The 26,582-nt window shown below is 34.4% G+C and carries 26 protein-coding genes; 6 read left to right on the forward strand and 20 right to left on the reverse strand.

Annotated elements, in window-relative coordinates; translation table 11 throughout:
* Positions 1-66: 66 nt before the first annotated feature.
* Positions 67-1,263, reverse strand: coding sequence for a phosphoglycerate kinase (locus tag QY331_10415; GenBank protein ID WKZ68366.1), 1,197 nt, complete (start codon positions 1,261-1,263; stop codon positions 67-69).
* A 92-nt stretch (positions 1,264-1,355) separates the two neighbouring features.
* Positions 1,356-2,348, reverse strand: coding sequence for a type I glyceraldehyde-3-phosphate dehydrogenase (gap, locus tag QY331_10420; GenBank protein WKZ68367.1), 993 nt, complete (start codon positions 2,346-2,348; stop codon positions 1,356-1,358).
* Positions 2,349-2,573: 225 nt separating this feature from the next.
* Here gap and QY331_10425 point away from each other — a divergent pair, with 225 nt between their 5' ends.
* From QY331_10425 to QY331_10440, 4 genes are all read left to right on the forward strand, one after another.
* Positions 2,574-3,257 carry a Crp/Fnr family transcriptional regulator gene (locus tag QY331_10425; protein WKZ68368.1) on the forward strand — a complete coding sequence of 228 codons (684 nt, stop codon included), beginning with the start codon at positions 2,574-2,576 and terminating at the stop codon, positions 3,255-3,257.
* A gap of 6 nt (positions 3,258-3,263) precedes the next feature.
* The gene (locus tag QY331_10430; protein ID WKZ68369.1) at positions 3,264-4,088 is read left to right on the forward strand and encodes a PHP domain-containing protein; all 825 of its coding nucleotides are present in this window, start codon (positions 3,264-3,266) and stop codon (positions 4,086-4,088) included.
* Between the two features lie 100 nt (positions 4,089-4,188).
* Entirely contained in the window at positions 4,189-6,444 is a 2,256-nt protein-coding gene (locus QY331_10435; protein WKZ68370.1) for a two-component regulator propeller domain-containing protein, read from the forward strand.
* A 7-nt stretch (positions 6,445-6,451) separates the two neighbouring features.
* A complete protein-coding gene (locus tag QY331_10440; GenBank protein ID WKZ68371.1) occupies positions 6,452-8,401 on the forward strand; it encodes an ABC-F family ATP-binding cassette domain-containing protein in 1,950 nt (649 codons plus the stop codon).
* Here QY331_10440 and QY331_10445 read toward each other — a convergent pair.
* Positions 8,380-9,345 (reverse strand): ROK family protein, encoded by a 966-nt coding sequence (locus tag QY331_10445; GenBank protein WKZ68372.1) that lies wholly within the window; start codon positions 9,343-9,345, stop codon positions 8,380-8,382. The genes QY331_10440 and QY331_10445 overlap by 22 nt on opposite strands.
* A gap of 141 nt (positions 9,346-9,486) precedes the next feature.
* Between QY331_10445 and bshC the strand changes: the two genes are divergently transcribed.
* Positions 9,487-11,112: a bacillithiol biosynthesis cysteine-adding enzyme BshC gene (gene bshC, locus QY331_10450; GenBank protein WKZ68373.1), complete on the forward strand. Its 1,626-nt coding sequence runs from the start codon at positions 9,487-9,489 to the stop codon at positions 11,110-11,112.
* Positions 11,113-11,114: 2 nt separating this feature from the next.
* Here the strand turns inward: bshC and aroA are convergent, their stop codons facing one another.
* Genes aroA through QY331_10480 form a run of 6 tightly spaced genes read right to left on the reverse strand, consistent with a single transcriptional unit; the run spans position 11,115 to position 15,792 of the window.
* Positions 11,115-12,395, reverse strand: a complete 1,281-nt coding sequence (aroA, locus tag QY331_10455) for a 3-phosphoshikimate 1-carboxyvinyltransferase (protein ID WKZ68374.1) — start codon at positions 12,393-12,395, stop codon at positions 11,115-11,117.
* Entirely contained in the window at positions 12,392-12,982 is a 591-nt protein-coding gene (locus QY331_10460) for a TrmH family RNA methyltransferase (protein ID WKZ68375.1), read from the reverse strand. Before QY331_10460 ends, aroA begins: the two co-directional genes overlap by 4 nt.
* A gap of 1 nt (position 12,983) precedes the next feature.
* Entirely contained in the window at positions 12,984-13,208 is a 225-nt protein-coding gene (locus QY331_10465; GenBank protein WKZ68376.1) for a hypothetical protein, read from the reverse strand.
* Positions 13,208-14,077 carry a deoxyribose-phosphate aldolase gene (gene deoC / locus QY331_10470; protein ID WKZ68377.1) on the reverse strand — a complete coding sequence of 290 codons (870 nt, stop codon included), beginning with the start codon at positions 14,075-14,077 and terminating at the stop codon, positions 13,208-13,210. Before deoC ends, QY331_10465 begins: the two co-directional genes overlap by 1 nt.
* Before the next feature lie 12 nt (positions 14,078-14,089).
* Positions 14,090-14,968 carry a bifunctional methylenetetrahydrofolate dehydrogenase/methenyltetrahydrofolate cyclohydrolase FolD gene (gene folD / locus QY331_10475; protein ID WKZ68378.1) on the reverse strand — a complete coding sequence of 293 codons (879 nt, stop codon included), beginning with the start codon at positions 14,966-14,968 and terminating at the stop codon, positions 14,090-14,092.
* Positions 14,969-14,985: 17 nt separating this feature from the next.
* Positions 14,986-15,792: a TIGR00282 family metallophosphoesterase gene (locus QY331_10480; GenBank protein ID WKZ68379.1), complete on the reverse strand. Its 807-nt coding sequence runs from the start codon at positions 15,790-15,792 to the stop codon at positions 14,986-14,988.
* Between the two features lie 53 nt (positions 15,793-15,845).
* Between QY331_10480 and QY331_10485 the strand changes: the two genes are divergently transcribed.
* Positions 15,846-17,513, forward strand: a complete 1,668-nt coding sequence (locus tag QY331_10485) for an exonuclease domain-containing protein (protein ID WKZ68380.1) — start codon at positions 15,846-15,848, stop codon at positions 17,511-17,513.
* A 306-nt stretch (positions 17,514-17,819) separates the two neighbouring features.
* Here the strand turns inward: QY331_10485 and QY331_10490 are convergent, their stop codons facing one another.
* The 11 genes from QY331_10490 to QY331_10540 form a co-directional block, all read right to left on the reverse strand.
* Positions 17,820-19,478, reverse strand: coding sequence for a S41 family peptidase (locus QY331_10490; GenBank protein ID WKZ68381.1), 1,659 nt, complete (start codon positions 19,476-19,478; stop codon positions 17,820-17,822).
* 19 nt (positions 19,479-19,497) lie between these two features.
* Entirely contained in the window at positions 19,498-20,409 is a 912-nt protein-coding gene (locus QY331_10495) for a YbbR-like domain-containing protein (protein ID WKZ68382.1), read from the reverse strand.
* 185 nt (positions 20,410-20,594) lie between these two features.
* Positions 20,595-20,894, reverse strand: coding sequence for a hypothetical protein (locus tag QY331_10500; GenBank protein WKZ68383.1), 300 nt, complete (start codon positions 20,892-20,894; stop codon positions 20,595-20,597).
* Positions 20,895-21,172: 278 nt separating this feature from the next.
* Entirely contained in the window at positions 21,173-21,469 is a 297-nt protein-coding gene (locus tag QY331_10505) for a hypothetical protein (GenBank protein WKZ68384.1), read from the reverse strand.
* A 21-nt stretch (positions 21,470-21,490) separates the two neighbouring features.
* Positions 21,491-23,584 (reverse strand): hypothetical protein, encoded by a 2,094-nt coding sequence (locus tag QY331_10510; GenBank protein ID WKZ68385.1) that lies wholly within the window; start codon positions 23,582-23,584, stop codon positions 21,491-21,493.
* Position 23,585: 1 nt separating this feature from the next.
* The gene (locus QY331_10515) at positions 23,586-23,903 is read right to left on the reverse strand and encodes an HK97 gp10 family phage protein (protein ID WKZ68386.1); all 318 of its coding nucleotides are present in this window, start codon (positions 23,901-23,903) and stop codon (positions 23,586-23,588) included.
* 11 nt (positions 23,904-23,914) lie between these two features.
* Positions 23,915-24,682 carry a hypothetical protein gene (locus QY331_10520; GenBank protein WKZ68387.1) on the reverse strand — a complete coding sequence of 256 codons (768 nt, stop codon included), beginning with the start codon at positions 24,680-24,682 and terminating at the stop codon, positions 23,915-23,917.
* A 4-nt stretch (positions 24,683-24,686) separates the two neighbouring features.
* Complete coding sequence (locus QY331_10525) at positions 24,687-24,941, reverse strand: hypothetical protein (GenBank protein WKZ68388.1); 255 nt, start codon at positions 24,939-24,941, stop codon at positions 24,687-24,689.
* Between the two features lie 68 nt (positions 24,942-25,009).
* Positions 25,010-25,660: a DnaA/Hda family protein gene (locus QY331_10530; GenBank protein ID WKZ68389.1), complete on the reverse strand. Its 651-nt coding sequence runs from the start codon at positions 25,658-25,660 to the stop codon at positions 25,010-25,012.
* A complete protein-coding gene (locus QY331_10535) occupies positions 25,650-26,354 on the reverse strand; it encodes a hypothetical protein (GenBank protein ID WKZ68390.1) in 705 nt (234 codons plus the stop codon). Before QY331_10535 ends, QY331_10530 begins: the two co-directional genes overlap by 11 nt.
* A 1-nt stretch (position 26,355) precedes the next feature.
* Positions 26,356-26,574 (reverse strand): helix-turn-helix domain-containing protein, encoded by a 219-nt coding sequence (locus QY331_10540; GenBank protein WKZ68391.1) that lies wholly within the window; start codon positions 26,572-26,574, stop codon positions 26,356-26,358.
* Positions 26,575-26,582 lie beyond the last annotated feature (8 nt).

Here is a 26,582-nt window from a genome sequence, read left to right on the forward strand (position 1 = left end):
CTAAAATAAAAAGAAGCAATCTAAAATCCTTAGACTGCTTCTCTCAAAGAAAAGTTCACCAAATTTTTAAGCATCAGTTAACGCGGCAACACCGGGTAAAATTTTACCTTCTAAAAATTCGAGAGATGCTCCACCACCGGTTGAAACGTGAGAAACTTTGTCTTTCAAACCGGCTTTCTTAATTGCTGAAGCTGAATCACCTCCGCCAATGACTGTTACAGCGCCTTTCGAAGTTACGTCAGCTAAAGCTTTGGCTACTGCATTAGTTCCTTTTGCAAAATTAGGGAATTCAAAAACACCCATTGGTCCGTTCCATACAACTGTCATACTCTCTTTGATTATATTCGAGAATAATTCAATTGTTTTTTCACCAATGTCTAATCCCATTTTATCTGATGGCATTTTATCATAGTCAACAGTCATTCCCGGAGAATCTTCTTTAAATTCTTCGGTAACAACAACATCAACCGGTAATAATAATTTTGCTTTTGCACTTTCAGCTTTTTTCATTATTTCGGCTGCAAGTTCAATTTTATCTTCTTCTAAAAGTGAAGTTCCGATTTCCAATCCTTGCGCTTTGAAGAATGTGTATGCCATTCCCCCACCAATAATAAGATTGTCAACTTTAGGTAATAAATTTTCGATAACATCAATCTTACCGGATATTTTCGCCCCGCCTAAAATTGCGGTAAATGGACGTTTTGGTTCAGCTAACGCTTTACCTAAATAATCCAATTCTTTTTGCATTAAATAACCGGAAGCACAAGTTTTAATGTACTTCGTAATTCCTTCAGTCGATGCATGAGCTCTATGAGCACTGCCGAAGGCATCGTTAATATACACATCTCCAAGTTTAGCTAATTGTTCGGCAAATTTGGGATTGTTTTTTTCTTCTTCCGCATGGAAACGTAAGTTTTCTAGAAGCAATACTTCACCGTCTTCCATAGTATCAACAATTGATTTGACTTGCTCTCCGACACAATCCGGAGCAAATTTAACTTTTGTATCAACTAACTCGCCTAATCTAACTGCAACTGGCTTTAGACTAAATTCACTTTTAGGTTGACCTTTGGGTCTTCCTAGATGACTCATCAAAATTGCTTTACCGCCATCTTTAATTATTTTATTGATTGTAGGAAGCGCAGCGGTAATTCTTCTGTCATCTGTGATAGACTGATTTTCATCCAACGGCACATTAAAATCAACACGAACTAATACTCTTTTGCCTTTAAGATCTACATTTTCAATTGATAACTTATTCATAACTCCTCCGTAGTAAAACTACCGATATTAAAAAGACGCAGTAGAACAATTCCTCCTGCGTCTTAATTTTCATACTTATTTAGAACTATTTTTTATGCAATCTTATTAATTAAATCAACTACTCGGCAAGAATAACCATATTCATTATCATACCAACCAACAACTTTAACAAGTTTACCGTTAGCCATAGTTGAGAGTGAATCAAAAATGACTGAATGTGTATTACCGATAATATCAGCAGATACTATTGGTTCGTCTGTGTATTCCATTAACCCTTTTAAGGAACCTTCAGCTGCTTCTTTCATTGCAGCATTTACTTCTTCAATTGTAACTTCTTTTTTAAGAGTTGCTACAAGGTCGGTAATAGAACCGTCAGGAGTTGGAACTCTTAATGAGAATCCGTCTAATTGGCCTTTAAGTTCAGGAATAACTTTGCCAACAGCTTTAGCAGCTCCGGTTGTTGTTGGAATAATTGATACTGCAGCTGATCTTGCTCTTCTTAAATCACTGTGAGGTAAATCTAAAATTCTTTGATCGTTAGTGTATGAGTGCACAGTAGTCATGAAACCTTTCTCAACACCAAATTTATCATTAAGAACTTTTACCATAGGAGCAAGACAATTTGTTGTACAAGAGGCATTAGAAATTACTTTTTCCTTACCTTTCAATACTTCATCATTAACACCTAGAACTACCATTGCATCAACATCACCTTTTGGAGGTACTGTTAAAATAACTTTCTTTGCACCGCCGGTAATATGTTTTTCACAAGCTTCTTGACTTCTGAAAACACCGGTTGCTTCAACAACAATATCAGCGCCAAGTTCACCCCATTTTAAGTTTGCGGGATCTTTTTCAGCTGTTATTTTAATTTTTTTGCCGTTAACAACTAACGAGTCGCCTTCAGCATAAACTTCACCTTTAAATTTTCCATGAACAGAATCATACTTAACCAAATGAGCTAATGTCTTAGCATCTGTAAGATCGTTTATACCTACAAATTCAATATTTCCGAGGTCTAGTGCTCTGCGAAATACCAATCGTCCGATACGACCGAAACCATTAATACCAACTTTTACCGCCATAACTTTCCTCCATCTTCGAAATTAACTTCTTATAAATTATTATTTAATTTTATCTTTAAAGATACCCAAAAAGACATGAATATTCAATTTGGTTTGGTTTCAAAAAATTCGATTCACGGACAATAATATGCCTTTCTCAAAGTTCATTACTATTTCTTTAGTCAAGTAAAGTTTGTAAATTTATAATCAATTGCTGTATAATTCACATGAATCTTTGGAGAAAAAATGAATACCACCGCAGAATGTTTACAATTAGTCCCGATATTTTCCGATCTCGATGAAGAGGTGCTAGAACAAGTCGTTCAGGTTGGTAACAAAAAAACATATGCAAAGGACAGTGTTATTTTAGTCGAAGAGGAAGTAGGCACCGCATTATTCGTTATTATTAAAGGAAAAGTTAAAGTTTCTCGATCAAGTAATGATGGACGCGAAGTTATTCTGAGTATACTTTCCGATTCGGATTTCTTCGGCGAAATGTCAATTCTCGATGGTTTGAACCGTTCGGCAACTGTTGTTGCTACCGAAGATTCTGAACTATTTATTATTCAGCGAAAAGAATTTCTTGATCTTCTTAATAAGCACCCGGAAATTACAATAGCTCTATTGAGCGAATTAACCCAACGCTTGCGTAATGCCGATATGAAAATTAAAGCTCTATCATTAAAAGATGCTGAAGGAAAAGTGGCAACTGTTATCTTGCAACTAGCTGACGATATTGGCAAAATTAAACATGGAACAGTTGAAATTGAGAAACTGCCTTTGCAGCAAGATTTGGCTAATATGGCCGGGACTTCAAGAGAAACAATTTCCAGAACCTTACATTCATTTGCTAGAAAAGGTTTGGTTGAAATTGACGGTTCCAAATTAAAAATTATTGATTACGAAAAATTTAGAGAAACATTCGCTTAGAGAATTGTGAAAATTGATTTACATACACATACAAATAAATCCGACGGAGCATTATCCCCTTCCGAATTAGTTTTACTGGCAAAAGAACGCGGTTTAAGTTCTATTGCTATTACCGATCATGATAGCGTTAATGCTATCCAAGAGGCTTTAGAAATCGGTTATGATATTGGTGTAAATGTAATCCCAGGTGTTGAACTGAGCACTGATGTGGACGATAAAGAGGTTCATGTTTTGGGACTTTTTCTTAATCATCAAAACGAGGATTTGCAAAAATACCTTTCCTTCTTCCGTGATGAAAGATTTTATCGTGCTAAACGAATTATTAAGAAGTTGAACAATCTTGGACATCAAATTTCTATTGATGATGTCTTAGCCCATGCTCAAAATTCAGCAATAGGAAGACCGCATGTTGCTTATGCTATGGTAGAAAGAGGAATTGTAGCAAATTTCTATCAAGCTTTCGAGAAATATATTGGTGATAATGGTCCGGCTTATGAAAAGAAAATCTATATTTCCCCTAGCAGTGCACTAAAAATTATTTCTGATGCCGGAGGATTATCATTTATTGCTCACCCATGTTATACTTCCGATAATGTGATTACAACATTGATTAAGGCCGGTGTTGACGGTCTAGAAGTGATACATCCCGCTCATAATAGTTATCAGGTAAAATTTTATCGTGGAATTGTGAATCAATATTGTCTGTTAGAAACAGGCGGTTCTGATTTTCACGGTGGAAACAAAAACGACGAAGGTAACTTTGGGAACTTTTTTATAAACCATACAAAATTAGAAGCAATGCAAAAAATGATACATAGAAATAGCGCTTAAATCCTCCACAATATTCTTTATATTTGACTTTCCTAATTACAAAATATTACTAACTTACAATCTTATAAATTATCAACTTTACAATCTAATTGGGTTAGATATGTTTAAAAAATCATTGATATTATTTTTCGTGGCTGCAATTTGTTCATCAGTTTCTCTAGGTCAAGGATCAAGCTTATGGCAAAGTTATTCGAGTAAAAAGGAAATTGTTGCGATTTCATCAACCGATGGTAACCAAATTTGGTGCGCGACAACCGGTGGTTCATTTATGTACGAAAATTCGTCAAGTAGTTTTTTAGAACTTGGCACCAGCGATGGCTTAACAAGTCCAATTCTAACTTCACTGGTAATTGATAATTCTAACAAAATATGGTTTGGTACTCAAGTTGGTGCTGAACCAGGTATGATCAATGTCTATGAATTTGAAAGCGGTATTGTTAAAAAGGTAAATGATATTTTTAATTCTGACTTCACGCAAAAAGCTATTAATGATTTGGAAATTTCCGGCGATACGATTATCGTTTCAACAGCATTTGGTTTATCATTGGTAAATCCAAATAATTATTCTTTCTATGATACATTTATAAAATTCGGAAGTTTTGAAGCAGCAACACCAGTTATTTCAGCAAATAAATTTGGAAGATTTTTTGTGTTAACTGCCGGAGGTATTGCGGTTCAAAAAAGAAATTCAACAAATTTATCTGCACCTGAATCATGGGATACTTTTTCTTTCAGTGGTGATTTAATTCCAAACAATGGTTTCGAATTTGCAAAATTTGGGCAAGATATTCTGCTCGCTACTGATAAAGGAATTTTCCGTTATGTAAGTAATAATTGGGAATTATTTCAATTAGCCGGAGTGGTAGTTGAAAACATTGCTACTAATGGCTCAAACCTATTTATAACAACCTTAGAATCCGGTGTTAGTAAAATTTATGAATACAACGGGACTGATTTTAATTTAGTTTTTGAAAACATGGAAGGATATTCCATCAATGATCTCTTTGTTTCCTCAACCGGAATTATTTACGCGGCTACAAAGTCCGGGTTATTAAAAATTGAATCAACTATTACTGAACTCATTATTCCACAAGGTCCTGCTAATAACGCTTTCCTAAGTTTGGATGCTGATAATGATGGAACTCTTTGGGTAGGAACCGGACGTGATGTCTTTGGAATTGGCGTTATGAGCTTTGATGGCAGTTCTTGGGATTTACTAAGTACCGGTAGCAACCCAAATGTTATATCAAATGCTTATCATAATGTTTATGTTGATAACGACAACACAAAATATTTTTGTAATTGGGGCCGTGGATTAACAAAGTTAGAAGGTTCTACGATCACGAATTATACTGCAAGTAATTCCGGTATACCCGGTATCCCGGCTGATCCAAACTTCCTTGTAATTACGGATGTGAAAAAAGATTCAAAAGGAAATGTTTGGCTACTCAATTTACAATCAGCTGATAGAGCCCCACTCTCTGTAATAAGAACTGATGGTAGTATTCATAATTTTCAATTTCCAAATCCACAAATAACAGAATCCGAATTAGCGTTTCATTTAGAGATAGATCAATTCGATACAAAATGGTTTGCAATTACTGTTGGTGATATCGGTTTGTATTATTTTAATGAGAATGGAACTTACACAAACACAAACGATGATAAGATGGGTTGGATTAGAACTAATAACGGACTTTTAAGCAATTCAATAACTTCACTTGCATTGGATAGACTTGGTTCTCTGTGGGTTGGAACAAATTTGGGAGTAAGTATTATTCCCGATCCTTCGAATCCTACGACTCGAATTACTACGGTATCTGCTTTACGTCAGCAATCAATAAATGCTATAGAAGTTGATCCACTAAATCAAAAATGGGTAGGAACAGTTCAGGGTTTATTTCATCTTTCTTCAGATGGAACAGTTGTTATAAATAGTTATACAAGCGAAAACAGCCCGCTTCCTTCAAACGACATTAAAAGTGTAACAGTCGATGGCAAAAACGGCATCGTTTATATCGGAACTGATTTTGGTTTAACAGCATTAAAAACAACGTCTGTTACACCAAGCGAAGGAATGGAAGAACTTTTTGTTTACCCAAATCCGGTTATTATTAAAAACAACAACAATCAAAATGTTACGATCGAAGGATTGATGAGAAATTCTTCGATAAAAATTATGTCAATCAGTGGAAAACTAATTAAAGAATTTTCATCACCGGGCGGCAATGTAGCTTTTTGGGATTCAAAAGATGAAGATGGAAATTTTGTCCCCAGTGGTGTCTATTTAATAATCGCCAGCGATGAAGACGGATCAAATGTGGCAAAAGGCAAGGTTGCAATACTTCGAGAATAATTAAGTTATGATAGATCTTATTGATATTTCTGTTCAATTTACCGGTGAGTATTTATTTGAAAAACTAAATCTCAGAATTAATTCCGGCGATAAATTTGCTCTTGTTGGTTCTAATGGAACCGGCAAATCAACACTATTAAAAATTATAAACAAAACAGAACAGCCTGAGTCCGGTTTAATCCAAACACAAAAAGGATTGAAGATCGGTTACTTACCACAAGATTTTCTTCACTTCAAAGGGAGTAAATTGTTCGATGAAGTTAAGAAGACTTTCCGCAATGCAAACGAACTTGATGATGCAGAAGCAAGGATAAATGCTCAATTAAAATCAATTACGGATGAAATTGAAAAAGAAAAATTAATTCATCAACTTGGAGACATTCATCATCAAAAAGAAGAATCCGGTTATTATGAGATAGATTCTAAGATAGGCAAAGTATTAAGTGGTCTCGGATTTAGCGAAAGGGATTTTTATCGATACACAGATGAATTTTCCGGCGGTTGGCAAATGAGAATTGAACTTGCGAAAATTCTACTCGCAGATAATCATATTCTTTTGCTTGATGAACCGACTAACCATCTAGATATTGATTCACTCCAATGGGTGATTGACTTTCTAAAGAATTTTAAAGGTACTCTAATTTTAATCTCCCATGATCAACATTTTGTAAATAGCGTTACGACAAAAACTATTGAGATATTCAATAAAAAAGTGAACACATTTAACGGCAATTATGAAAAGTATCTAAAATTTAAGAAAGAGCGTGACGAACAATTAGTTAATCAGCTTAAGAATAGAGAAAGAGAAGTAAAGCAGCTTAATAGATTTATTGAAAGATTTAGATATAAAGCCTCAAAAGCTCGCCAAGTTCAAAGTAGAGTAAAAATGCTCGAACGACTTGAAGAAATTGATGCACCCGAATCTGAAAATAAAATTGAAATTCATTTTCCTGAAGCAGAAAGAAGTGGAGCTGTTCCTGTTGATATCAAAAATGTTTCAAAGACATACAATGTTCAACCGGTTTTTGAAAATGTTGATCTGCAAATTCATCGCGGTGATAAAATCGCTTTTGTCGGTCCGAATGGTGCTGGGAAAACTACGTTAGCAAAAATTATATCCGGGAATTTATCTCAAACAAAAGGTGAAGTATTAATTGGTCATAATACTTCTGTCTCTTACTATGCACAAGAAGTTACGGAGCAATTAAATCCCGAGAATGATTTGATAGATACATTAAGTGAAGTTTCGGATGATTTAACTCCCGGAAGAATCAGAACAATTCTCGGTTCATTTCTTTTTTCGGATGATGACGTTTTCAAGAAAGTTAAAGTACTTTCCGGCGGAGAAAAAAGTCGATTAGCATTGGCAAAAATTTTAATTCAAAAAGCTAACTTAATAATTCTCGATGAGCCGACAAACCATCTTGATTATGAATCTAAGCGAGTTTTACAAAATGCGCTTATAAAATTTAACGGAACTTTGATAATTGTTTCCCACGATGTTGATTTTCTTCGACCGATAGTTAATAAAGTCATCGAGATAAAAAATTCACGAATAAAACATTATCCCGGATCAATTGACTATTATCTTCAGAAGAAAAATGATGAAATTACCCAAAGTGATAATTCATCAAAACAAAAAAACATTAAGAAAGAAGAGAAAAGAAGGATAGCCGAAATTCGCCAGGAGAAGTATAAAGCTACACTTTCACTAAAAGATAAATTGGATACTGTTGAAAAAGAGATTGAAAAGCTGGAAACAGAAAAATTAGAGTTAGAAAACTCCTTAGCCGATCCAACAATTTACAATGAAGCCGAAAAAATAAAGAAGCATAAACAAAGGTACATTGAAGTACAAAAATCTATAGAAGATACTTACAATCAATGGACTGAAATCTCATCCGAGTTAGAATCAATTGAGCGTAAATTCGATTCTCAATTGTCGATAAACTCTTGAGCTAACATTATTCCGCCATATAAAGGCGCATCGTCACCAAGCTTAGTATAATCTAGCGTAACAATTTTCCCCGGTTCCGCTAAGACAGATTTTTGAAAAGCCTTGCCAATTTTCGGCATCATAAAATCACTCATCGCTTCAATAACACCGCCGCCTAATATTATAGTATCCAAATTCAATAAAGTTGTAATGCTTCCTAGAACATTACCAATCACTTTAGCCGATCTTGTTAAATGTTTGACCACCACTTTATCATCAGATGCAACAGCAGCTTTTATGGATTTGCTCTTAATTCTTTTACCGGATTTAACCAAATCACTAAGTTCGCTCTTCTTACCTTTTTTAATATCCTTCACAATTGAATCAACAACCGCTGTTCTACTAGCAATGTTTTCGAAAGTTGAACCTTTTGTTGTATTTACCTTACCTTTCGAATCAACTTTTATATGACCGATCTCGCCCGCATAAAAAGATGATCCTCGGTATAAACTGCCATCTACAAATAAAGCCGCGCCAATTCCAGTTCCAACAAAAACTACAAGCATGTTTTTTACTTCATCTTTTAACTCAGCAAATTTAATTCCCAACCCGGCAAGGTTAACATCATTTTCAACTAAAATTGGGATGTTGAAATATTTGGATAGCGCTTCTCTTATGTTAAAGTTTGTTATTCCAAGATTGGGTGCATTTCCTATTATCCCGGTTATGGGACTTACCGTACCCGGGACCCCAAGACAAATAGCTTTTATATCTTTCTCTTCAAGTGAATTATTTTTTAATAGATATTTTACCGTGTCTGCAATTCCTTCAATAATCGGATCAATTTCACCTGTAATTTTCGTTGGTTCTTTGTATCTATCAACAATTTCATTTTTACTATTAATTAAAGCAGATAATATTTTTGTGCCCCCAAGATCAACTGTGATCAAATATTTATTCTGCACTTGCTCTCCTAACTTATTTTTGTTTAGTTATTTAATATAAGGCAAATTCACAATTTATTTAACAATTATTATTGAATTTTATGAACGTTACAAAAAGTGATAATCTTTTTTATCTTTGTACTTAAGAAATAAGAGGACACAATGTTCATAAATTTTGCCGATTTACCAGCTCATCAAAATTTGTTCTTAGATTATTTATATGAATTTGAAAATGCTGAAAGATTCTACAAAATAAATTTTCGCGATACGGATAAATATGCCGAAATATTCGAAAGCGTGACATCTCATGAGCGCTATCATTTATCGGAATTAAAGAATATTATTAAAGCTCAATATGATGGTAAACAGCTATCAAAGCAAACAGAAATAAACATAAACTCCCTTGATGATGATAAAACCATTGCCATTGTAACCGGTCAGCAGCTCGGCATATTCGGCGGTCCACTTTATACCTTCTATAAAATCATCACAGCAATTAAACTATGTGCTCATCTCAAAGAAGAACATGACCAGTACAAATTTATTCCCGTGTTTTGGCTGGAAGGTGACGATCACGATTTTGATGAAGTAAGAACAACTAAAATAATCGACAATACAAATTTGTTAAAAAGTATCAGTTATGATGATGGATTAGATGAAGAAACAAACCGCGGACCAGTTGCCGAAATAAAATTAAGTAATAATATTTACGATCTTTTTAATGAATTAAGCGAATCACTTCGAGAAACAGATTTCAAAAAGGAAGTTCTTGATTTATTAAAAAATCATTATCAACCAGGAAAAACCTTTCTTGAAGCGTTCTATGATTTACTGTTTGAATTCTTTGATGAATCAGGTTTGATCATATTCAATCCAACCGACCCCAGAGTAAAAAAACTTCTGAAACCTATTTTCAAAAAAGAGATTGAGGATTTTAGAGAACACAGTGAAGATGTTGTTAGAACAAGTGCCGATTTAGAGGAATATTACCACGCACAAATAAAAATAAAACCGATCAACATTTTTCTAAATGAAAATGAAGGAAGATTTTTACTAGAACCGGTTGATGATGAATTCCGGTTAAAAGGAAAAAGAAAAAAGTTTACCAAAGATGAACTGTTGAATATCTTAAAAGAAGAACCCGCTAGATTCAGTCCAAATGTTTTGCTGCGCCCGATTTGTCAAGACTTCCTCTTCCCTACAGCTATGTACATTGCCGGTCCGGGTGAAGTAAGTTACTTTGCACAAGTAATCCCGATGTATAAAGAGTTTGGGTTACAGCAGCCGATCGTTTATCCACGCTCTTCAATCACTATTCTTGAATCTAATCACAAAGATATTATTGAAAAATATAAACTGAAATTTCTCGACTTCTTTAGTGAAGAGGATACACTGAACGAGAAAATTCTAGGTTTACTTTCTGATATTAATGTTGATTCAGCGTTTGAAGATTCAAGAAAATCGATGACGGAATTATTTAAAAAGCTCAAGCATGAGATAGAATCATTAGATCCAACCTTGGCAGATGCTGTAGACAAAGGACGAGATAGATCGTTAAATAATGTTGATCAGTTATTGGGGAAAGCAAAAAAAGCTCGAGAAAGACAACATGAAACAGCTCTTCGGCAAATTGAAAAAGTTCGCACAATTCTTTATCCAAACAGCAATCTGCAAGAAAGAGAATTGAGCTTCATTTATTTCGCTCATAAATACGGTTTGGATATTGTTAAATGGATTTTCGATCAAGTGCTAATTAATAAGTTCGAACATCAAGTCATTGAACTCTAGAATTATCCAGCAATATAATTCAACTGCTGTAAAAAATTAGGATTTGAAATTGAAACACATTCGAAATCTTTTATTTGTGTTTCATCAAAAACTAATGATGATAAAACTGCAAACGCCATGGCAATTCTATGATCACCAAAACTTTCGAAAAATGTTGGTTTAGTTTTTATATCACTGTTGATGGAAAAACCATCTTCATATTCGCTAACCTCAAGACCGAGTTTTATAAAATTATCGCACAAGGATTTGATTCTATCGGATTCCTTAAATCTAAGTTCTTCTACTCCCCTAATTTCAAAAATACCTTGAGCAAATATTCCGGCAATTGATAAAATTGGAATCTCATCAATAATATTGGGAATAATTGTGTGATCAATTTTTATATTTTTCAATTGAGATGATTTTACAATTATATCACCTAATTCTTCTCCGGCAACTGTTCTTTGGTTTTCAAGTTTTATTAATCCACCCATCGATTGCAGAACTTCAATAATTCCGGTTCGAGAAGGATTTAATGAAACATCTTTTAACTGAAGTTCACTCGACTCACTCAACAGCGTCAATACAATAAAAAAGGCTGCTGTTGAAATATCGGAAGGAATTACATAATCCCTAGCAACCGGATAATTTTTTTGAGAAACATGTATTAACTTTTTATTTTCAACTTCTTCAATTCTGCAATTCAACATTCTTTCTGTATGATCACGTGTATGATCCTTTTCGATAACCGTGGTTTCATCATCCAAATGTAAACCTGCTAATAAAATTGCGCTTTTAACTTGCGCACTTGCAACTTTCATTTCGTAAACAATGGGATGTAAACTTTTTGATGGTAAATACTTCGCTGGAAGATATTGATCATTATTTAATTCAATAACAGCACCCATTTCTCTTAACGGTTCAACTACCCGTTTCATGGGTCGTTTTGAGAGTGAAGAATCACCCATCAGTTTCGATTCAAATTTTTGTGCGGCTAAGATTCCACTTATCAAACGAGCGGTTGTTCCGGAATTCCCGGCGTCTAAAATTTTATCCGGCTTTGTCAATCCATGTAAACCATTTCCCTCAACAATATATTCTTCGTTTATCTTATGAATTGAGCATCCTAAATTTCTGAAACAATTTATTGTCGATAATATATCTTCACTTTCTAATAAATTAATAATTCTAGATGTACCATTTGCAAGTGACGAAAAGAATACCGACCGATGGGATATTGATTTGTCTCCGGGTAGAGTTAATTCTCCTTTAACTTTGTTTATTTTTTTTATCGTTTGCATCATTTTCGAGACCACTCGTCGAGAAGTTTTTCGAATTCTTGATCACTTATATCCATTCGATCGTACATCCCGCTAACATATCGTTGTCTTTGTGCTTCGTATAAAGTAACAGCAGCTGCTACAGAAACATTCAAACTTTGAACCATACCACGCATCGGGATATAAAAAGTGCTGTCAGCAAATTGTACTGCTTCTTTAGAAACACCTCTGCTTTCATTTCCTAGGACGATAACACTCTTCTCCGTAAAATCTATATCGTACATGTTGATTGATTTCTCATCAAGAAGACTAGTATAAATTTTAAATCCATTTTGCTTATATGTATTAAAACATTCCTCAACCGAAGAATACTTTTCCTTTTTGACCCACTTAAATGCAGAAGCTGAAGTCACTTTACTAATCTTAGGATATTTTTCCAAGTTATAGATTAAGGATACTTTATGGATACCGACCGCATCACAAGTTCTGAATATTGCACTTACATTATGAGGGTCGTGAATATTTTCAAGTATAACACCAAGTGAAAATTGACGTTGGTTTAATGCATTTTTTAGTTTACTTAATCTTTTTTCGGTAAGAAACTTGTGCATGCTATTTATCAAACACTAATTTGTAAACAGTTTTTGTTGATGACTTGCGGGCTTTATCAACAACAATTTCATGGTCTTGAGAAAGGTTTAAATAGTAAGAAAGAAGTTCAATAGATTTTGTGATGGCTTCGTCTTCATCGTTCGACCAGCATTCGCAACCTTTTATCGACGGAATTTCAGCGGTATAACCGTCGCCGGAATTATCAATTATTAGATCCAAAACCATTAATAACCACCGCCTTTACCGTCACTTTCACCTTTTACAATTTTAACGCTCGCAGATGCGCCAATTCTATCGGCACCATGAGCAACCATTGCTTCGGCATCTTCTCTTGTTCTAATTCCTCCGGATGCTTTTACACCTATGGTACTTCCTACTACATATTTCATCAATGCGATGTCGCCGACTGTTGCGCCGCCTGTACTAAATCCGGTGGATGTTTTTACAAAATCTGCTTTCGCTTTTTTACTAATTAAACAAGCTTTAATTTTTTCTTCATCGGTTAATAGAGACGTTTCAATAATTACTTTGCAAATTGCATCATATTTTTTAGCAGCTAGTACGACCTGATTAATATCATTGAAAACATAATCATATTCACCCTGTTTTAACATACCAACATTAATGACCATATCAATTTCTTGTGCACCATTTCTCAAAGCTTCCTCTGCTTCTTCTCTTTTTATCTTAGTAGTATTTGCACCCAATGGGAACCCTATTACGGTACAAACTTTAACCGGAGTTCCTTTCAATTGTTCAGCACATAAACTCACATAAGACGGATTGATGCAAACCGATGCAAAAGTGTATTCACGTGCTTCTTTACAGAGCTGAATTATTTCTTTTGGTGTAACATCAGGTTTCAGCATGGTGTGATCGATTTTTCTTGCGATACTAGTATCGTCCAATTCGTTACCAATACCAATACCAGCCGCAATTCTGTCAGCGCCATGATTAATTATATTTTTAACAGCTTCGGGCTGATCAACAACATTTCTCTCCCACCCGGTGCATGTATTGCCAATGCAATAAAATTCGTGTAATGCTTTTTCAGTAAAAACTTGTGATACGATTTTGTCAATTGTCTTATTCATTTTACTAGTCTCTTATTTTTCACTTTTGAGATAAGCTTTGTATGTATTACTTAATAACATAGCTATAGTCATTGGACCAACCCCACCGGGAACTGGCGTAATATAAGAAGCTTTTTCATTTACTTCATCAAAATCTACATCACCTACAATTTTATAACCTTTTTCTGTTGAATTGTCGTCAACTCTGTTTATTCCAACATCAATTATTACGACGTCCTCTTTAACCATGTCTGCTGTAATAAAATTTGCTTTGCCAATTGCTGCTATTAAAATATCAGCTTGCTTAGTAAAATAGCTTAAATCCATGGCTGCCGAATGGCAGATTGTTACAATTGAATTTGCACCTTCTTTTTTCTGCAGCATTATGTTTGCAATTGGTTTACCGACTATGTTACTTCGTCCGACAACTACAACATGTTTACCTGAAGTCTCTATTCCATATCTTTTCAATAATTCTAAAATACCGTAAGGTGTGCATGGCAGGAATGTATCTTTGCCGATAACCATATTGCCGACACTTACCGGATGAAATCCATCAACATCTTTCGCAGGTGAAATTGCTTCAATTATTTTGTTTTCATCAATATGTTTGGGTAACGGTAGTTGAACTAATATCCCATGGTAATTCGAATCTTCATTATACTTTTTAACTAAATCCAACAATTCATCTTCACTTAGTGATGAATCGTATTGTTCAATTTTCGAATGCATTCCAATCTTAGTACAAGCTTTGTTTTTGGAAGAAACATACACTTTAGAAGCAGGATCGTCACCAACTAGAATCGTTACAAGTCCGGGAACCATTTTGTTCTGAGCTGCTAGTTCGTCTATCTTAGATTTTAACTCAGACTTAATATCATTTGAAACTTTTTTGCCATCGATTAATATCATTGCTTCTCCAAAAGCTTTTAAATCTCATTTTTTGTTCTTTCAAATTCGGGAATTAGAATTCTCTCAATATGCAGAGCTTTTCCTGTATCAGGATCTACTTTTAAGAAGATACCACATAAGTGTCTTTCATTTTCAGCAGTCTGGTATTTCTGCGGTGTGGAATATAAAAATCTGTTCAACGCTGCTTCCTGTTTCATCCCGATGACAGATTCATATGGACCTGTCATACCGCTATCGGTTATATAAGCTGTTCCGTTTGGTAGAATTCTTTCATCAGCAGTTTGGACATGTGTATGGGTTCCAATCAATGCAGAAATTTTACCGTCTAAGAAAAATGCCATCGCTTGTTTTTCTGCTGTTGCTTCCGCATGGAAATCAACTAGAATCACTTTAGTTTCACTGCTAATCTTATTAAGTGCCCACTCCATTCCACGAAAGGGACAATCGATTGAAGCCATAAAAGTTCTGCCTTGTAAATTCGCTACAGCAATCTTGCCTTTCTTAGTTTCGGAAATAATAAATCCATTACCGTATGTACCTCGTGGATAATTTAATGGCCTTAATACTCTAACATCTGATCGAAGGTAATCTTGCGATTGATGTTTATCCCAGGTATGATTTCCACCTGTTATAACATCAACACCAAGATCAAAAAGAACTTTACCTTCTTTTTCTGTACATCCTTTTCCATCTGATGAATTCTCTCCATTTGCTATAATAAAATCTGTGCGGTATTTATTTTTTAATCCGGGAAGCCAAGTCTGCACCATTTCCATTCCGGGTTTGCCAATAATGTCACCGATGAATAGTATATTTATAGTCATAATTCTTTCTTTAGTGAATTGTAAATATAGACAATTTTAGACGATATTTGAAGATGAACAAAACTGTTAATAAACAAGAAGTTCAGATTTCTGAATTAACTATAGAAGAAGCACAATTTGCCGTTTTAGATTTTGAGACCACCGGTACATCTTCAAAATTTGCCCGGGCAATTGAAGTCGGAATTGCGAAAGTTAAAAATGGGAAAGTAATCGATACCTACTCATCATTAATAAATCCCGGTTCGCAAATTCCTTATCAAATAACACTACTAACCGGAATTACCAATGAAGATGTACTGAATGCTCCTTACTTTGAAGATATTGTTGATGAGATTGAGAATTTCATTGGTGATTCAATATTAGTAGCTCACAACCTACAGTTTGATTTATCATTTTTGCGATCAGAATTTTTAAGAGCCGGGAAAGATGTAAAGGAAATTCCAAAAGTTTGCACATTAAAGATAGCTCGTAAACTTTATCCGTCGTTACCAAGTAAATCTTTAGGAAATCTAGTTAAATATCTGCGAGTAAAACACGTTCATGTCCACCGTGCACTTGGTGATGCACTAGCTACCGCAAAAATATTAGATAAGATGATTCGAGTGCTGCAAGATGAGTATCATGTTGAGGACGTAAGTCATTTAAAAAACTTTGCAAACCTACCTCAACAAAAATCTTATAAACTTATTAAGAAAAAATTAAGTGATGATTTTTCGTCGCTTCCGGATACTCCGGGTGTTTATTTCTTCAAAAATGCCAAAGACGAAATCATTTACGTTGGGAAAGCAAAATCTCTTAAAGATAGAGTTCGCAATTATTTTTCATCCACCGCAATTCGAAAAGCTAAAAAAATTGTTAATGGAGCTTCGCGAATTTCGCACCAAAAGACTAATACCGAATTAGTGGCATTAATTACCGAATCGGAATTGATAAAAAAATATAATCCCAAACTGAATACTCAACTCAAAAAATATGGACAAAGTTATTTTTTAAAAGTAGATAAAAATAAACCGGCTCCAAAAATTTTATCAACATCGACATTTGATTTTGATGGTAACGATTATTTCGGTCCTTTTTCTTCACGTGATTCTTCAAAAGCAATTATTGAAATTATTGATAAATCATTTATGCTTCGTGAATGCACGGATAAGGAATTCAAAAAAAGTAAAAGATGTTATCTTGCGGATATTGAGAGATGTACAGCTCCATGTGAGAAAAACGGTATTAAGGATCTATACAAAAATGAATTGGAAAAAGTTTATAGTTTTCTCTCCGGCAAAAATGACTCTGCCTTAGAAAGATTAATTATTCGAATGAAAAATTTTTCCGAAAAGGAAAAATTTGAGGAAGCCGCTGAAGTCAGAGACACAATCAATTTACTACTCGCGCAAATTAAAAAAGTGGCAATACTGGCAGAACCGATAAATTCAGCAAAAGTTTTTATTGAAGTTTCTGATAGTGGAGGGAAAGATTATATTCTTTTAGTTGAAGGAAGACTTTATATAAAAGATTACGGATTAGATAATCCATCATTATTTGAAACAGTATTGGATGATTATTTTGACGGAAAAATTAATTTAATTTCCAAATCCGAGGAGCGTGATTTAGATAGGATCAAAATACTGTTAAGCTGGATGAGTAATCATATGGAAAATACGCGTGTATTCTATTTAAAGAACTTTAAGTCAAAAGAGGAACTGTATATCATACTAAATAGCTAGTCAGCTAGTTACTTAATTATAAATCTTTTTAGAATGAAACTGACTACCATGATTGTAATAGCAAATAAGAAGAAGTAAATGAATAATGATTTAAATGAAGCTGCTTTAATAAGATATCCGGATTTGAATCCTCTCCATCCGCATAATTGACATCTATACATGCTAAATGGTGTTAAAAACTTTACAAATTTTTCATAGAAATTTCTGGAACGAGATTTTTTTAGACCACCTTGTTTTTTGCAATCGGGACAAAAATGAATTCTGGGATCAGTCTTATAAAGAATTTTCAAATTTAACATTGGATACCTATTTTTTTTCTTCCGCTAAAGCAAGTATTTGCTGATACCTCTCGTTAGATTTCAGTAAACTAATCGCTGATTTTAATTGTACATCATATTCTAAAGAGGCACGGATTCTTCCTTCTCTTCCGTCAATTCTTGCCGATATTTCTTTATGAATTTCTTGAAGCACATCATATTTGAAAGTGTCCAGTTCGCTAATTCGTGCATCTTTGATACTCTTTGAGAGTTCGCTTAGTTGTTGAGTAATTTTACCATCTAATTTTTCTTCTTCCAATAATTGCTTAAGCTGCTCAAGTTGATTTTCAATATTATGCGTTATGTTAATATTTTGTGATTGAAAGTAATCCTTAAATGAGAGGAATATTTCTTCCTTATCTAATTCGTTCCAAGAAATTACTTCATTTGTATTAAAATAATTTGTAGCGAATTTGAAAAATAAACCCTGCGCAATTAGTTTTTGAATTAGCTCGGAATCAGAATCATTAGTCACACTGGTATCCGGTTCAATTCCACCACCGGAAAAAACTTTCCTGTTCATATCGGTACGGTATTCTTCAATAATTACAAAAGTCGTATCGGATGCAAGAAGATTTTCTTTTGCATAGCTTAATTTCTGAATTGATCTGCCACTTGGAGTTAAATACTTGCCCGTAGTTATTTTTAATGACGTTTCGGAGGATAAAGGAATTACATTTTGCACTAAACCTTTTCCGAATGAATCAGTTCCAAGAATTACTCCTCTATCATGGTCTTGAATCGCACCAGCAACTATTTCGGATGCAGAAGCCGAACCGCCGTCGATTAATACTATTAAATCAGCTTCTCCGGCTATAGGTTCTTCTACTGCAAAATATTGTTGCATTGCATCGGAGTCGCGTCCAACAACGCTTACTATAAGTTGATTCTTTTTAATAAATTTATCCGCAACGCTTATCGCGGCATCTAGTAAACCGCCTGGATTTCCTCGTAAATCTAAAATTATTGATTTAATTTCTCTTTCATTACGTAATTCCAGGATAGCATTTTTAATTTCTTCTCCAGCCGTTCTTGAAAATCCGCTTAATTTCAAAAAGACAGTATTACTTTCATCTGGTAGAAAACCAAAATAAGTCAAGTTTTTTACTTCAACTTCTTCACGGATTAAATCGAATACAAGCTCACCGAAAATTCCATCACGAAGAACTGTAACAGAGACAGAAGTTCCCGGATTCCCTTTCATATAAAGACTTAATTGATCGTAGTTATTTTTATTAAGTGAGATGGAATCTACTCTAACTATTTCATCACCAATTCTAATACCTTGTCTCTGTGCAGAATATCCTTCAATTAAATCGACAACAATAATTTTATCGTTTCGCAAGCCAATTGTTGCCCCAATTCCACCATACTTTCCGGTTGTCATTAAATCAATATCCTTTTGGCTGGATTCATCAAGATAAACAGTGTAAGGATCAAGTGTTCCTAACATTCCTTCTATTCCGGCAAGCATAAATTCACGAGGATTTATTTCTTCTAAATAACGTAAAGTAATTTCCTTATACACGCGTCCAAAAAGATCAATTGACTTTGCTATATCATAATAGATATCATTTTGTTTTTGTGCAGCTATCTGCACAAATAATATCAAGAATATTATTGTATTTATATATAATTTTTTGAACATTTTTTTACCCATTTACTTTTTAAAGCTGCTGAATAATATATTCTAATCTATTTGGAACTGTATCAACAAATTTTGTGAATTCCGGTGCGATTACATTCGGGATTAGATAACCAAGTGAATCCTTAATTGCCTGATCAAATCCAATAGTTACTTTTATTTCTTCTTTATTTAATCTACCAAGCAGATTAATTCCGCCGCGCAAAATTACATTCACTTTCTCAGGATAGATTGTAAGGTTTTTTGATGGCGGAATATTTATTATCTCAATAGGTATATCTTGGAATTCTTTATCAACAATTTTTTGAACATCGAAAGTCACTAATACATTTTCTTCGGAAAAATTTATATTATCAATTGTTGATAATGAAACACTCTCAGTCTCACTATTATCTATGTTGTTCAGAGATTTTTGTTCCGTACTAACGAAACCGACGCCTTGAACCAAGCTCTTTGGTCCGCTAATTACAATCGAATCGGGTTGAACGATGATATCAGCAACTAAGCCGAATCCATCTTTAAAATTGAGCGAGAGATCAGGAACAACTTCAACTTTTTTTTCGGCAATCTCTTCAAGCCTATATCGAATTTCATTTGGGGAAAATTCGTTTATCTGGACAGCCGATGAAAGCCAACGATTTTGATCCATCGCGTTTCTAACTAAAATCTTATGTTCACCGATTTTCTCTTCGACGTTAATAATAAATTCAGATTGTGAACCAAGTGAAAGTTGAGCGAGCTGCCACCCTTGACCTTTTAAAGATAATGAAACTTCCTTAGTAGAATAATTTGAAACAGCCATTCCTTGAGGGATCTCAGTAAAGCTCAAAGGAAGTTTCACCGAATAGAAATATTCTCCCGAAAACGAAACAAATATCCAAAGCATGATAGAGAAGGATATAATGAAAACTGTTGTAATAATCTTTTTAGTCATAGTCTAAATATTTACCAGTTTTTTCCGACCCCTAAATATTGCCTTTACGAGCTAAAAACGCAAATTTTATCAAAATTTTATGAGTATAAAGTAACAAATGAGTAACAAAAAATTAGCTTTCTCTTAAGTTACTGATTAAATTTAACGATTATTATCAACTTTCGGAAATGGTTATTGAGGTCAATTCATTTACCTAATCGAGACTCTTTTCTAATTTCTTTTTTAATTTCATTTACAATTTTGTTTCTTACCTTTGCCCGCTTCGTCCCGAATATAGCAGCCTCTACAGTTTTAATACTCGTGTTATATTTTTCACTTAATGCAACTCGGAACTTATACTTTTGACCATAGGCAAGATCACCCGTTAACTCTGATTGAAAGTATTCTCGAATGAGAAATATATCCCTGAGAAAACATCTTATCGCTTCGTCGTCACTCTCTTCTAGTAACTCGTTCGTAAGTTGAAATATTCGCGTGTCTTTCAAACTCAACCCTCAGCTTTTGAAGATACCAGGAATGAAATACGAATGTTTTCGTACTTTAGAATGGCGCAAATCGACACACTTCGCCAATTCTCATTTTAAATAAAATAAAAGTGCATTTATCGCTCAAAAGGTAAATATCGCCTTTGTTGCATCAAAATGCACTTTTTAGGTGTCCACGCAGGTAAGAAATGACCCATCAAAAAACTCTTAAATTTGCCTTTTTTCTCTCGTGCTCTGTCGTAAATGCTGCATAAAATTTAATAATATTGCGAATTATCTTAATTTTTCTGAATTTTTCTAAAAATATTGCTTAAAAAACTGCTCACTTTTTCAAAGATTGTGTCTTTGCGATATTCCATAAGTGGTAAATATGTAATTTCAATCAGATGAAAAACTTGTCTCAAATCTTTATTAGCATTACCGATATTTTCAATAAGTTCTTTTAATTCCGCTTTTACTTTCGGACCTGATGGATCTTCCGGTAATTTATCGAGAATTTTAATACCCAATGAAATATAACCTCTAGCTGTCACCAAACTTTGGTACATCATTTTTTTATTATCTTCAGTCAACATTTTAGACACCCTTCTTTTTTATTATGTCGTGCGATTGTAAACCCGACCATTCTTTTTATTCTGGATGAACATATCCCGTCCGTCAAGATGACCGTAAACATTTATGTTACCCTCAATTTTTTGTTTTTGATATTGCATATCGACCATTTGCATATTAAGAACATCTAGCCTACCTACAACTTGATTTAAAAGTCGATCGTTATTTAAAACTTGACTCGCAGGTGTAACAGATACCCTCTCACCTGATTCGACCATCAAAGGATATGAATCGTTTGGAAATCCTTTGGGAACTATAAACGATCCACCGGTTGACATTTTTTTAATCCCGCTTGGTGTTCCTACAAAATTTCCACCGGCATGAGCACCAGGAACAATAAAGCCGGTTAAAAATCCTAGTGGATTAGTAAGTCCGGAAATTGCTGCAGAAATAGCAGCGGCACTTTGCAATATTGAAACAATGCTTTGAACTACACTAAGAGCATTCATCATTTTACCGATGAATGAATCCCCAGCTAGATCAAAGGCATTCATTAAATTACTACCGATGGAATTACTTTCGTTTAAGAGAGTACCTAATGCACGTTCCCGATTTTCTTTATCTTCTTCTTCGATTGCTCTTCGCACTTCTGCTAAGGCTAATTCTTGTTCTAATCGTTTTTGTGCTCTCTCTTCGTCTTTTTCAATCAAACCATCCATAAAGGAAAATTCACTGTTCATACTTTCTTCTAGTGGATCAGTTAGAAAGGCTTTTCGTTCCTCAGCTAATTGTGCTAGCTGTTCATTTTTCCATCGTTCAGCGTTTACAGTGTCACCTGTCAATTTCAACATAGATTGATACTCTTCATCAATCAACTTTTTTCTATATTCTGAATAACCGTCTGCAAGAAATTTCAAATCTTCAAACATCTTTTTAAAAGCATCTTTTTGCTTGTCTGAATCTATCCCACCGCCAAGATCACTAGTTCCATCTTTATTATTTCGCTTAGCAAGTTCTTTATCAAAATTAACTATCTGGTTAATTTGTGTCTTTAGTGCTGAAGATAACATTTCTAATTGTTTCGATTTTTCTTTAAGCTCTTTACTATCACCAAACAACCATTGAATCAAGCCGCCTGCTGAATTATTTCTTGTGGATAAACTCAATTGAATTCTAGCAATTTCACCCATAGTCGCGGCTAATTGAGTTTGTAATAATTTCAGTTCCTCTTCTCTATATTCGCGTGTGGTATTGATCAGATTTTTAAAGAATTCGTCTTGTGCTTCGATTGTGGTATTGTATTGCTGCTGTATTCCTAAAATCTTTTGTGCAATTCTTAACCATCCGACACCGGCCTTAATTAATTCATTGAAAGCAGGAACTAAACCATTTCCAATAGTCACAAGTGTATTATCAAATTCGGCCCTCAATCGTTTTTCTTGATTTGCAAGGGAACCGGCCGTTCTAATTGCATCACCATGCGCATCTGTTGTACCTTTCATTATCAAATTCATTCGCGCTTGTACTTTAGCTGCATTGCTTAACTCTTGACCAAGTTTCGCAAGGCCGGAACTATAGGCCTCTTCTTTTACATTTGCCTCAGTGATTACAACACCATATTTACGGACAGTTTCAGTATTTCCTACCAATGCTGAGGTAAAGTCTCGTAAGACATCATCATCCGCAGCATTACTAAAAGAAGCAACATCAATTGCTAATTTTGTCAACTCTTTTGAGAACTCAGAGGCTTTATCTCGTGCAAACCCTAGAGGAACAAACGTATCTTGAAGAGTGCCTAACCATTTAAGAAGATCAGCGTTTGATCTTCCAACACTTTTTCCTAAATCTTTTGCCCATTGTTCGACGTTGTCGGACATATCACCAAAAACGACCTTGAACTTAGATCGTATTTCTTCAAAGTCTCGTGCTGCATTTTTTGCCTGTAATGAAAAATTAAAAAGCTTTGCAAAACTTAAGACACCTGCACCGGCAATCAATGCGCTTTTAAATTTACTTCCGAATGACCGACCCATGTTTGAAGCGTCTCGATCAATTTTGTTTTTAGTGTCGTTAATTTCTTTTCTCAATTGAGTGACATCACCCTCAATCATTACTTTTATTTTTGCTAGTTCGTCCATTTTATTTAGCTCCAAGAATTTTTTTAATATTGGGTATGTTTTCCAATAAAGCCGGTCTTAAATATGGCCTAGCACCAACTTTATGAGTCCCGAGCTCTACATAGACTCCATAAGTCACATTCGTACCAATTGAGGCCGTCATTTTATTACCCTCAAATTCAACTTGATAGTTGATCGAATCTCTCAAGCGTCCAGTATCAACTGGACACCTGAGTTTAGCTTCACTGACTACATACTCAGCGGCTAATTCTAATCTATCTCTGTAAATCCTCCTTAGAAGATCTTCGATTTTCGGAATATTCCATTCACTCTTAACCATTGATTAACTCCTTAAGAAAAATTTGATTCGGTAGCCCAATAACCTGGACTGCCGGAAAAGCCTAGATAATCGGCTTCGCTTTTGTTTTTCCTTGCATCAAACACATGCACCTCAGAAATCGGTATAGGCAAAAAGGCATAGTCCTTTCCGATGGTGACGGTTTCTAAGAATTGTCTAGATAAAGAATATCCAATACAATTAACTGTGTATGATACTCTTCTTTCTGTAGCTCCGATTTCATTTTCAAATTGTTGATTTAGTACAACTAATTTTGATTCGTTCTTGAAATTAATGTCATCAAGAAAATTGAGTTCGTTAAAGATTGCTGAGACATAATCAACTCGTCCCAATTGCATCGCTGTTTGAATCTCGTCCAGAATTCTTTCGAGATGTTTTTTATCTTTAGCACCTTTTTGCACCAAGTTAATTGCTGCATTGATCTGCATCTCGCCTGCAGTACGTTCCGATGGTTTTGTGACCGATGGTTCGGAACTCGATAACGGGTAAAGAGTTTGAGCTAGTTTTTTAAGTTGATATTTTTTTTCTTCAGCGAATTTTTCAATGAATTGCTTTGCCTCAGGAATGTAAGTTGCTCTGAGTTGGATTCTCTTGGCCTCAGCTTGCTTTGTTAGTTCGGCCGGCATGATCTTGCTTTGGTTATCTGACAACCATTTTTTTAATTGATCCAAAGCGTTGTTATAACCACGAATGGAATTTGTCAATTTGCTAAGTGCTCCATCGTTGATTAATTTCGAGCGTTCGATTATACGTGGATCCATGATACTATTCTCCTGTTTTGAATAATGATTCTAGTTTATTTATGGTTTGTGCAAGTATTGCAGCATCTTTTTTTCTAATTGATCGAATTGATACTTTATTCCTTTGGAAGTCGGTTTTAATTTGTTCAAGGTTTTGGAGGCACTCAGTTATTAAAAGCGTGCTCCCTTGTTCCCTAGTCGGAATTTGTATCTCTTTTGTTACTTCATCTTTCGGAAGATGGTTAAATCTTTGTTTTATGTTATTAATTATAGTTTTCATATCTCACTTTATATTTAAGCTCCAAATAAAAAGCTTGTTTTTTATATAATTTGTTTGTGCTCCCATGCTTAACGTGCTCCCTTTTTACGATAATCTTCACCATCAAACTTTAGTATTTCGCAAGTCGCAGCTAACCGGCTCCCAATTCGTGGATCGAGTGAATCGAATTCTTTAGGTGAAAAATTTGTGGTTATGATAAAGTCTTTTTCAGAATTGTAAAAAGCATTGATCAAGCTATATAAGTTCTCAGCTCGTGCCGGTGTGAAGTTCAAAGGTGAAAGATCGTCCAACAAAACAACATCAAATCCCAAATATTTTTTAACCGCGTATGACTTACTTTCAAAACGAGCGACCGATCCATTTAATTCCTGGAAGAAATCTTCAGCAGGTAGAAATAAACATTTTGTTGATCTTACCACCGCTATTAATTTTCCGTCCTCCTCTTCTAAAACTGATTTGATACGATAAGCATTCATATAGCGTGGTTTTTGTTTTTTAAGAATTGAAATCGCTAGATGAGTTTTTCCGGAACCGACTGTTCCAAACAATACCAATGATTTTTTATCCGTATTACCTGCAGCAAACTTTTTGCATGAGTTTAATTTCTTTCTCGTTTCTTCATCAAACGGAATGAAGTTATCAAAAGATTTTTCCCGATAATATTCAGGCAAATTTTTTATTTCCGGAACACAAGATTCAAGCAGCTCATCAGAGCTCATCAGTTCCGTCAAAGACTGACCCATTTTCGCTTCGGCTTCCATGACCATTTCGCTTTTCCCAATTTGTTTGATTTAATTCACCATCTTTTTTTAACCATGTCAAAACAGTAAGATATGTACTTACATATTTTTTCTTTTTTGTGTTTACATGGTTTTCCATTGCTAAAAGTTTATCCTTTACTTTTTCTTCAGAATAATCTTTTAAAAGTTTTTTGCATTCATCAAGCGTTAATTGTTTTTCGAGTTTTGAAACATTCGGTAAGTTTTCAGAAACGAATTTTTGAAGAGAATGAATTTCATTTTCTTTAAAAACTTTATTAATAATTACATCTCCATTTTCAATTACATCTCCATTTTCCATATGTGGATCATATGTTTTTGATGTGTTATTCATATCTTCTTGTTTAGTTCTGTTCTTCCTTCTACTTTCAGCATATTTTTTGCGTTTTATTACTTCTTCTCTTAATCGCTTGTTATAAAATTTTCCATCCTTATCCTTTACATATTTATCCTTAATGGCATCCCAAACATCTTGTGATTGACATATCACGATCATATCTTTTTCAGGTAATGAGTATTTATCAGCTAGATGACATAGTATTCTGGTATGCGCTCCGACTTGCTCATTTGAAAGGAAAGTTGTACCAACTATAAAATCTTGATAGTATAAAAGGAAAGCAGGATCTTTAGCCATCTTAATAACCCGCTGCTTTAGCTTCGATTTCTGAGTTTGTGGAAACTCGATTACCGTTGACTTGATCCATGAGCTCGGATTCTTTAAATAAAGTTCGCGACCCAATTTTATAATGAGGGATTTCTTTTAGGAAGCACTTTTTGTAAACTGTACTTTTCTGGATTCTTAGAAGTTGTGAAACTTCATCAACTGTTAAGAAGCTTTCTTTTTGGTTTGGCATTTTTTCGC

This window comes from Melioribacteraceae bacterium, assembly GCA_030584085.1.
In the GTDB taxonomy this organism is placed as follows: domain Bacteria; phylum Bacteroidota; class Ignavibacteria; order Ignavibacteriales; family Melioribacteraceae; genus SURF-28.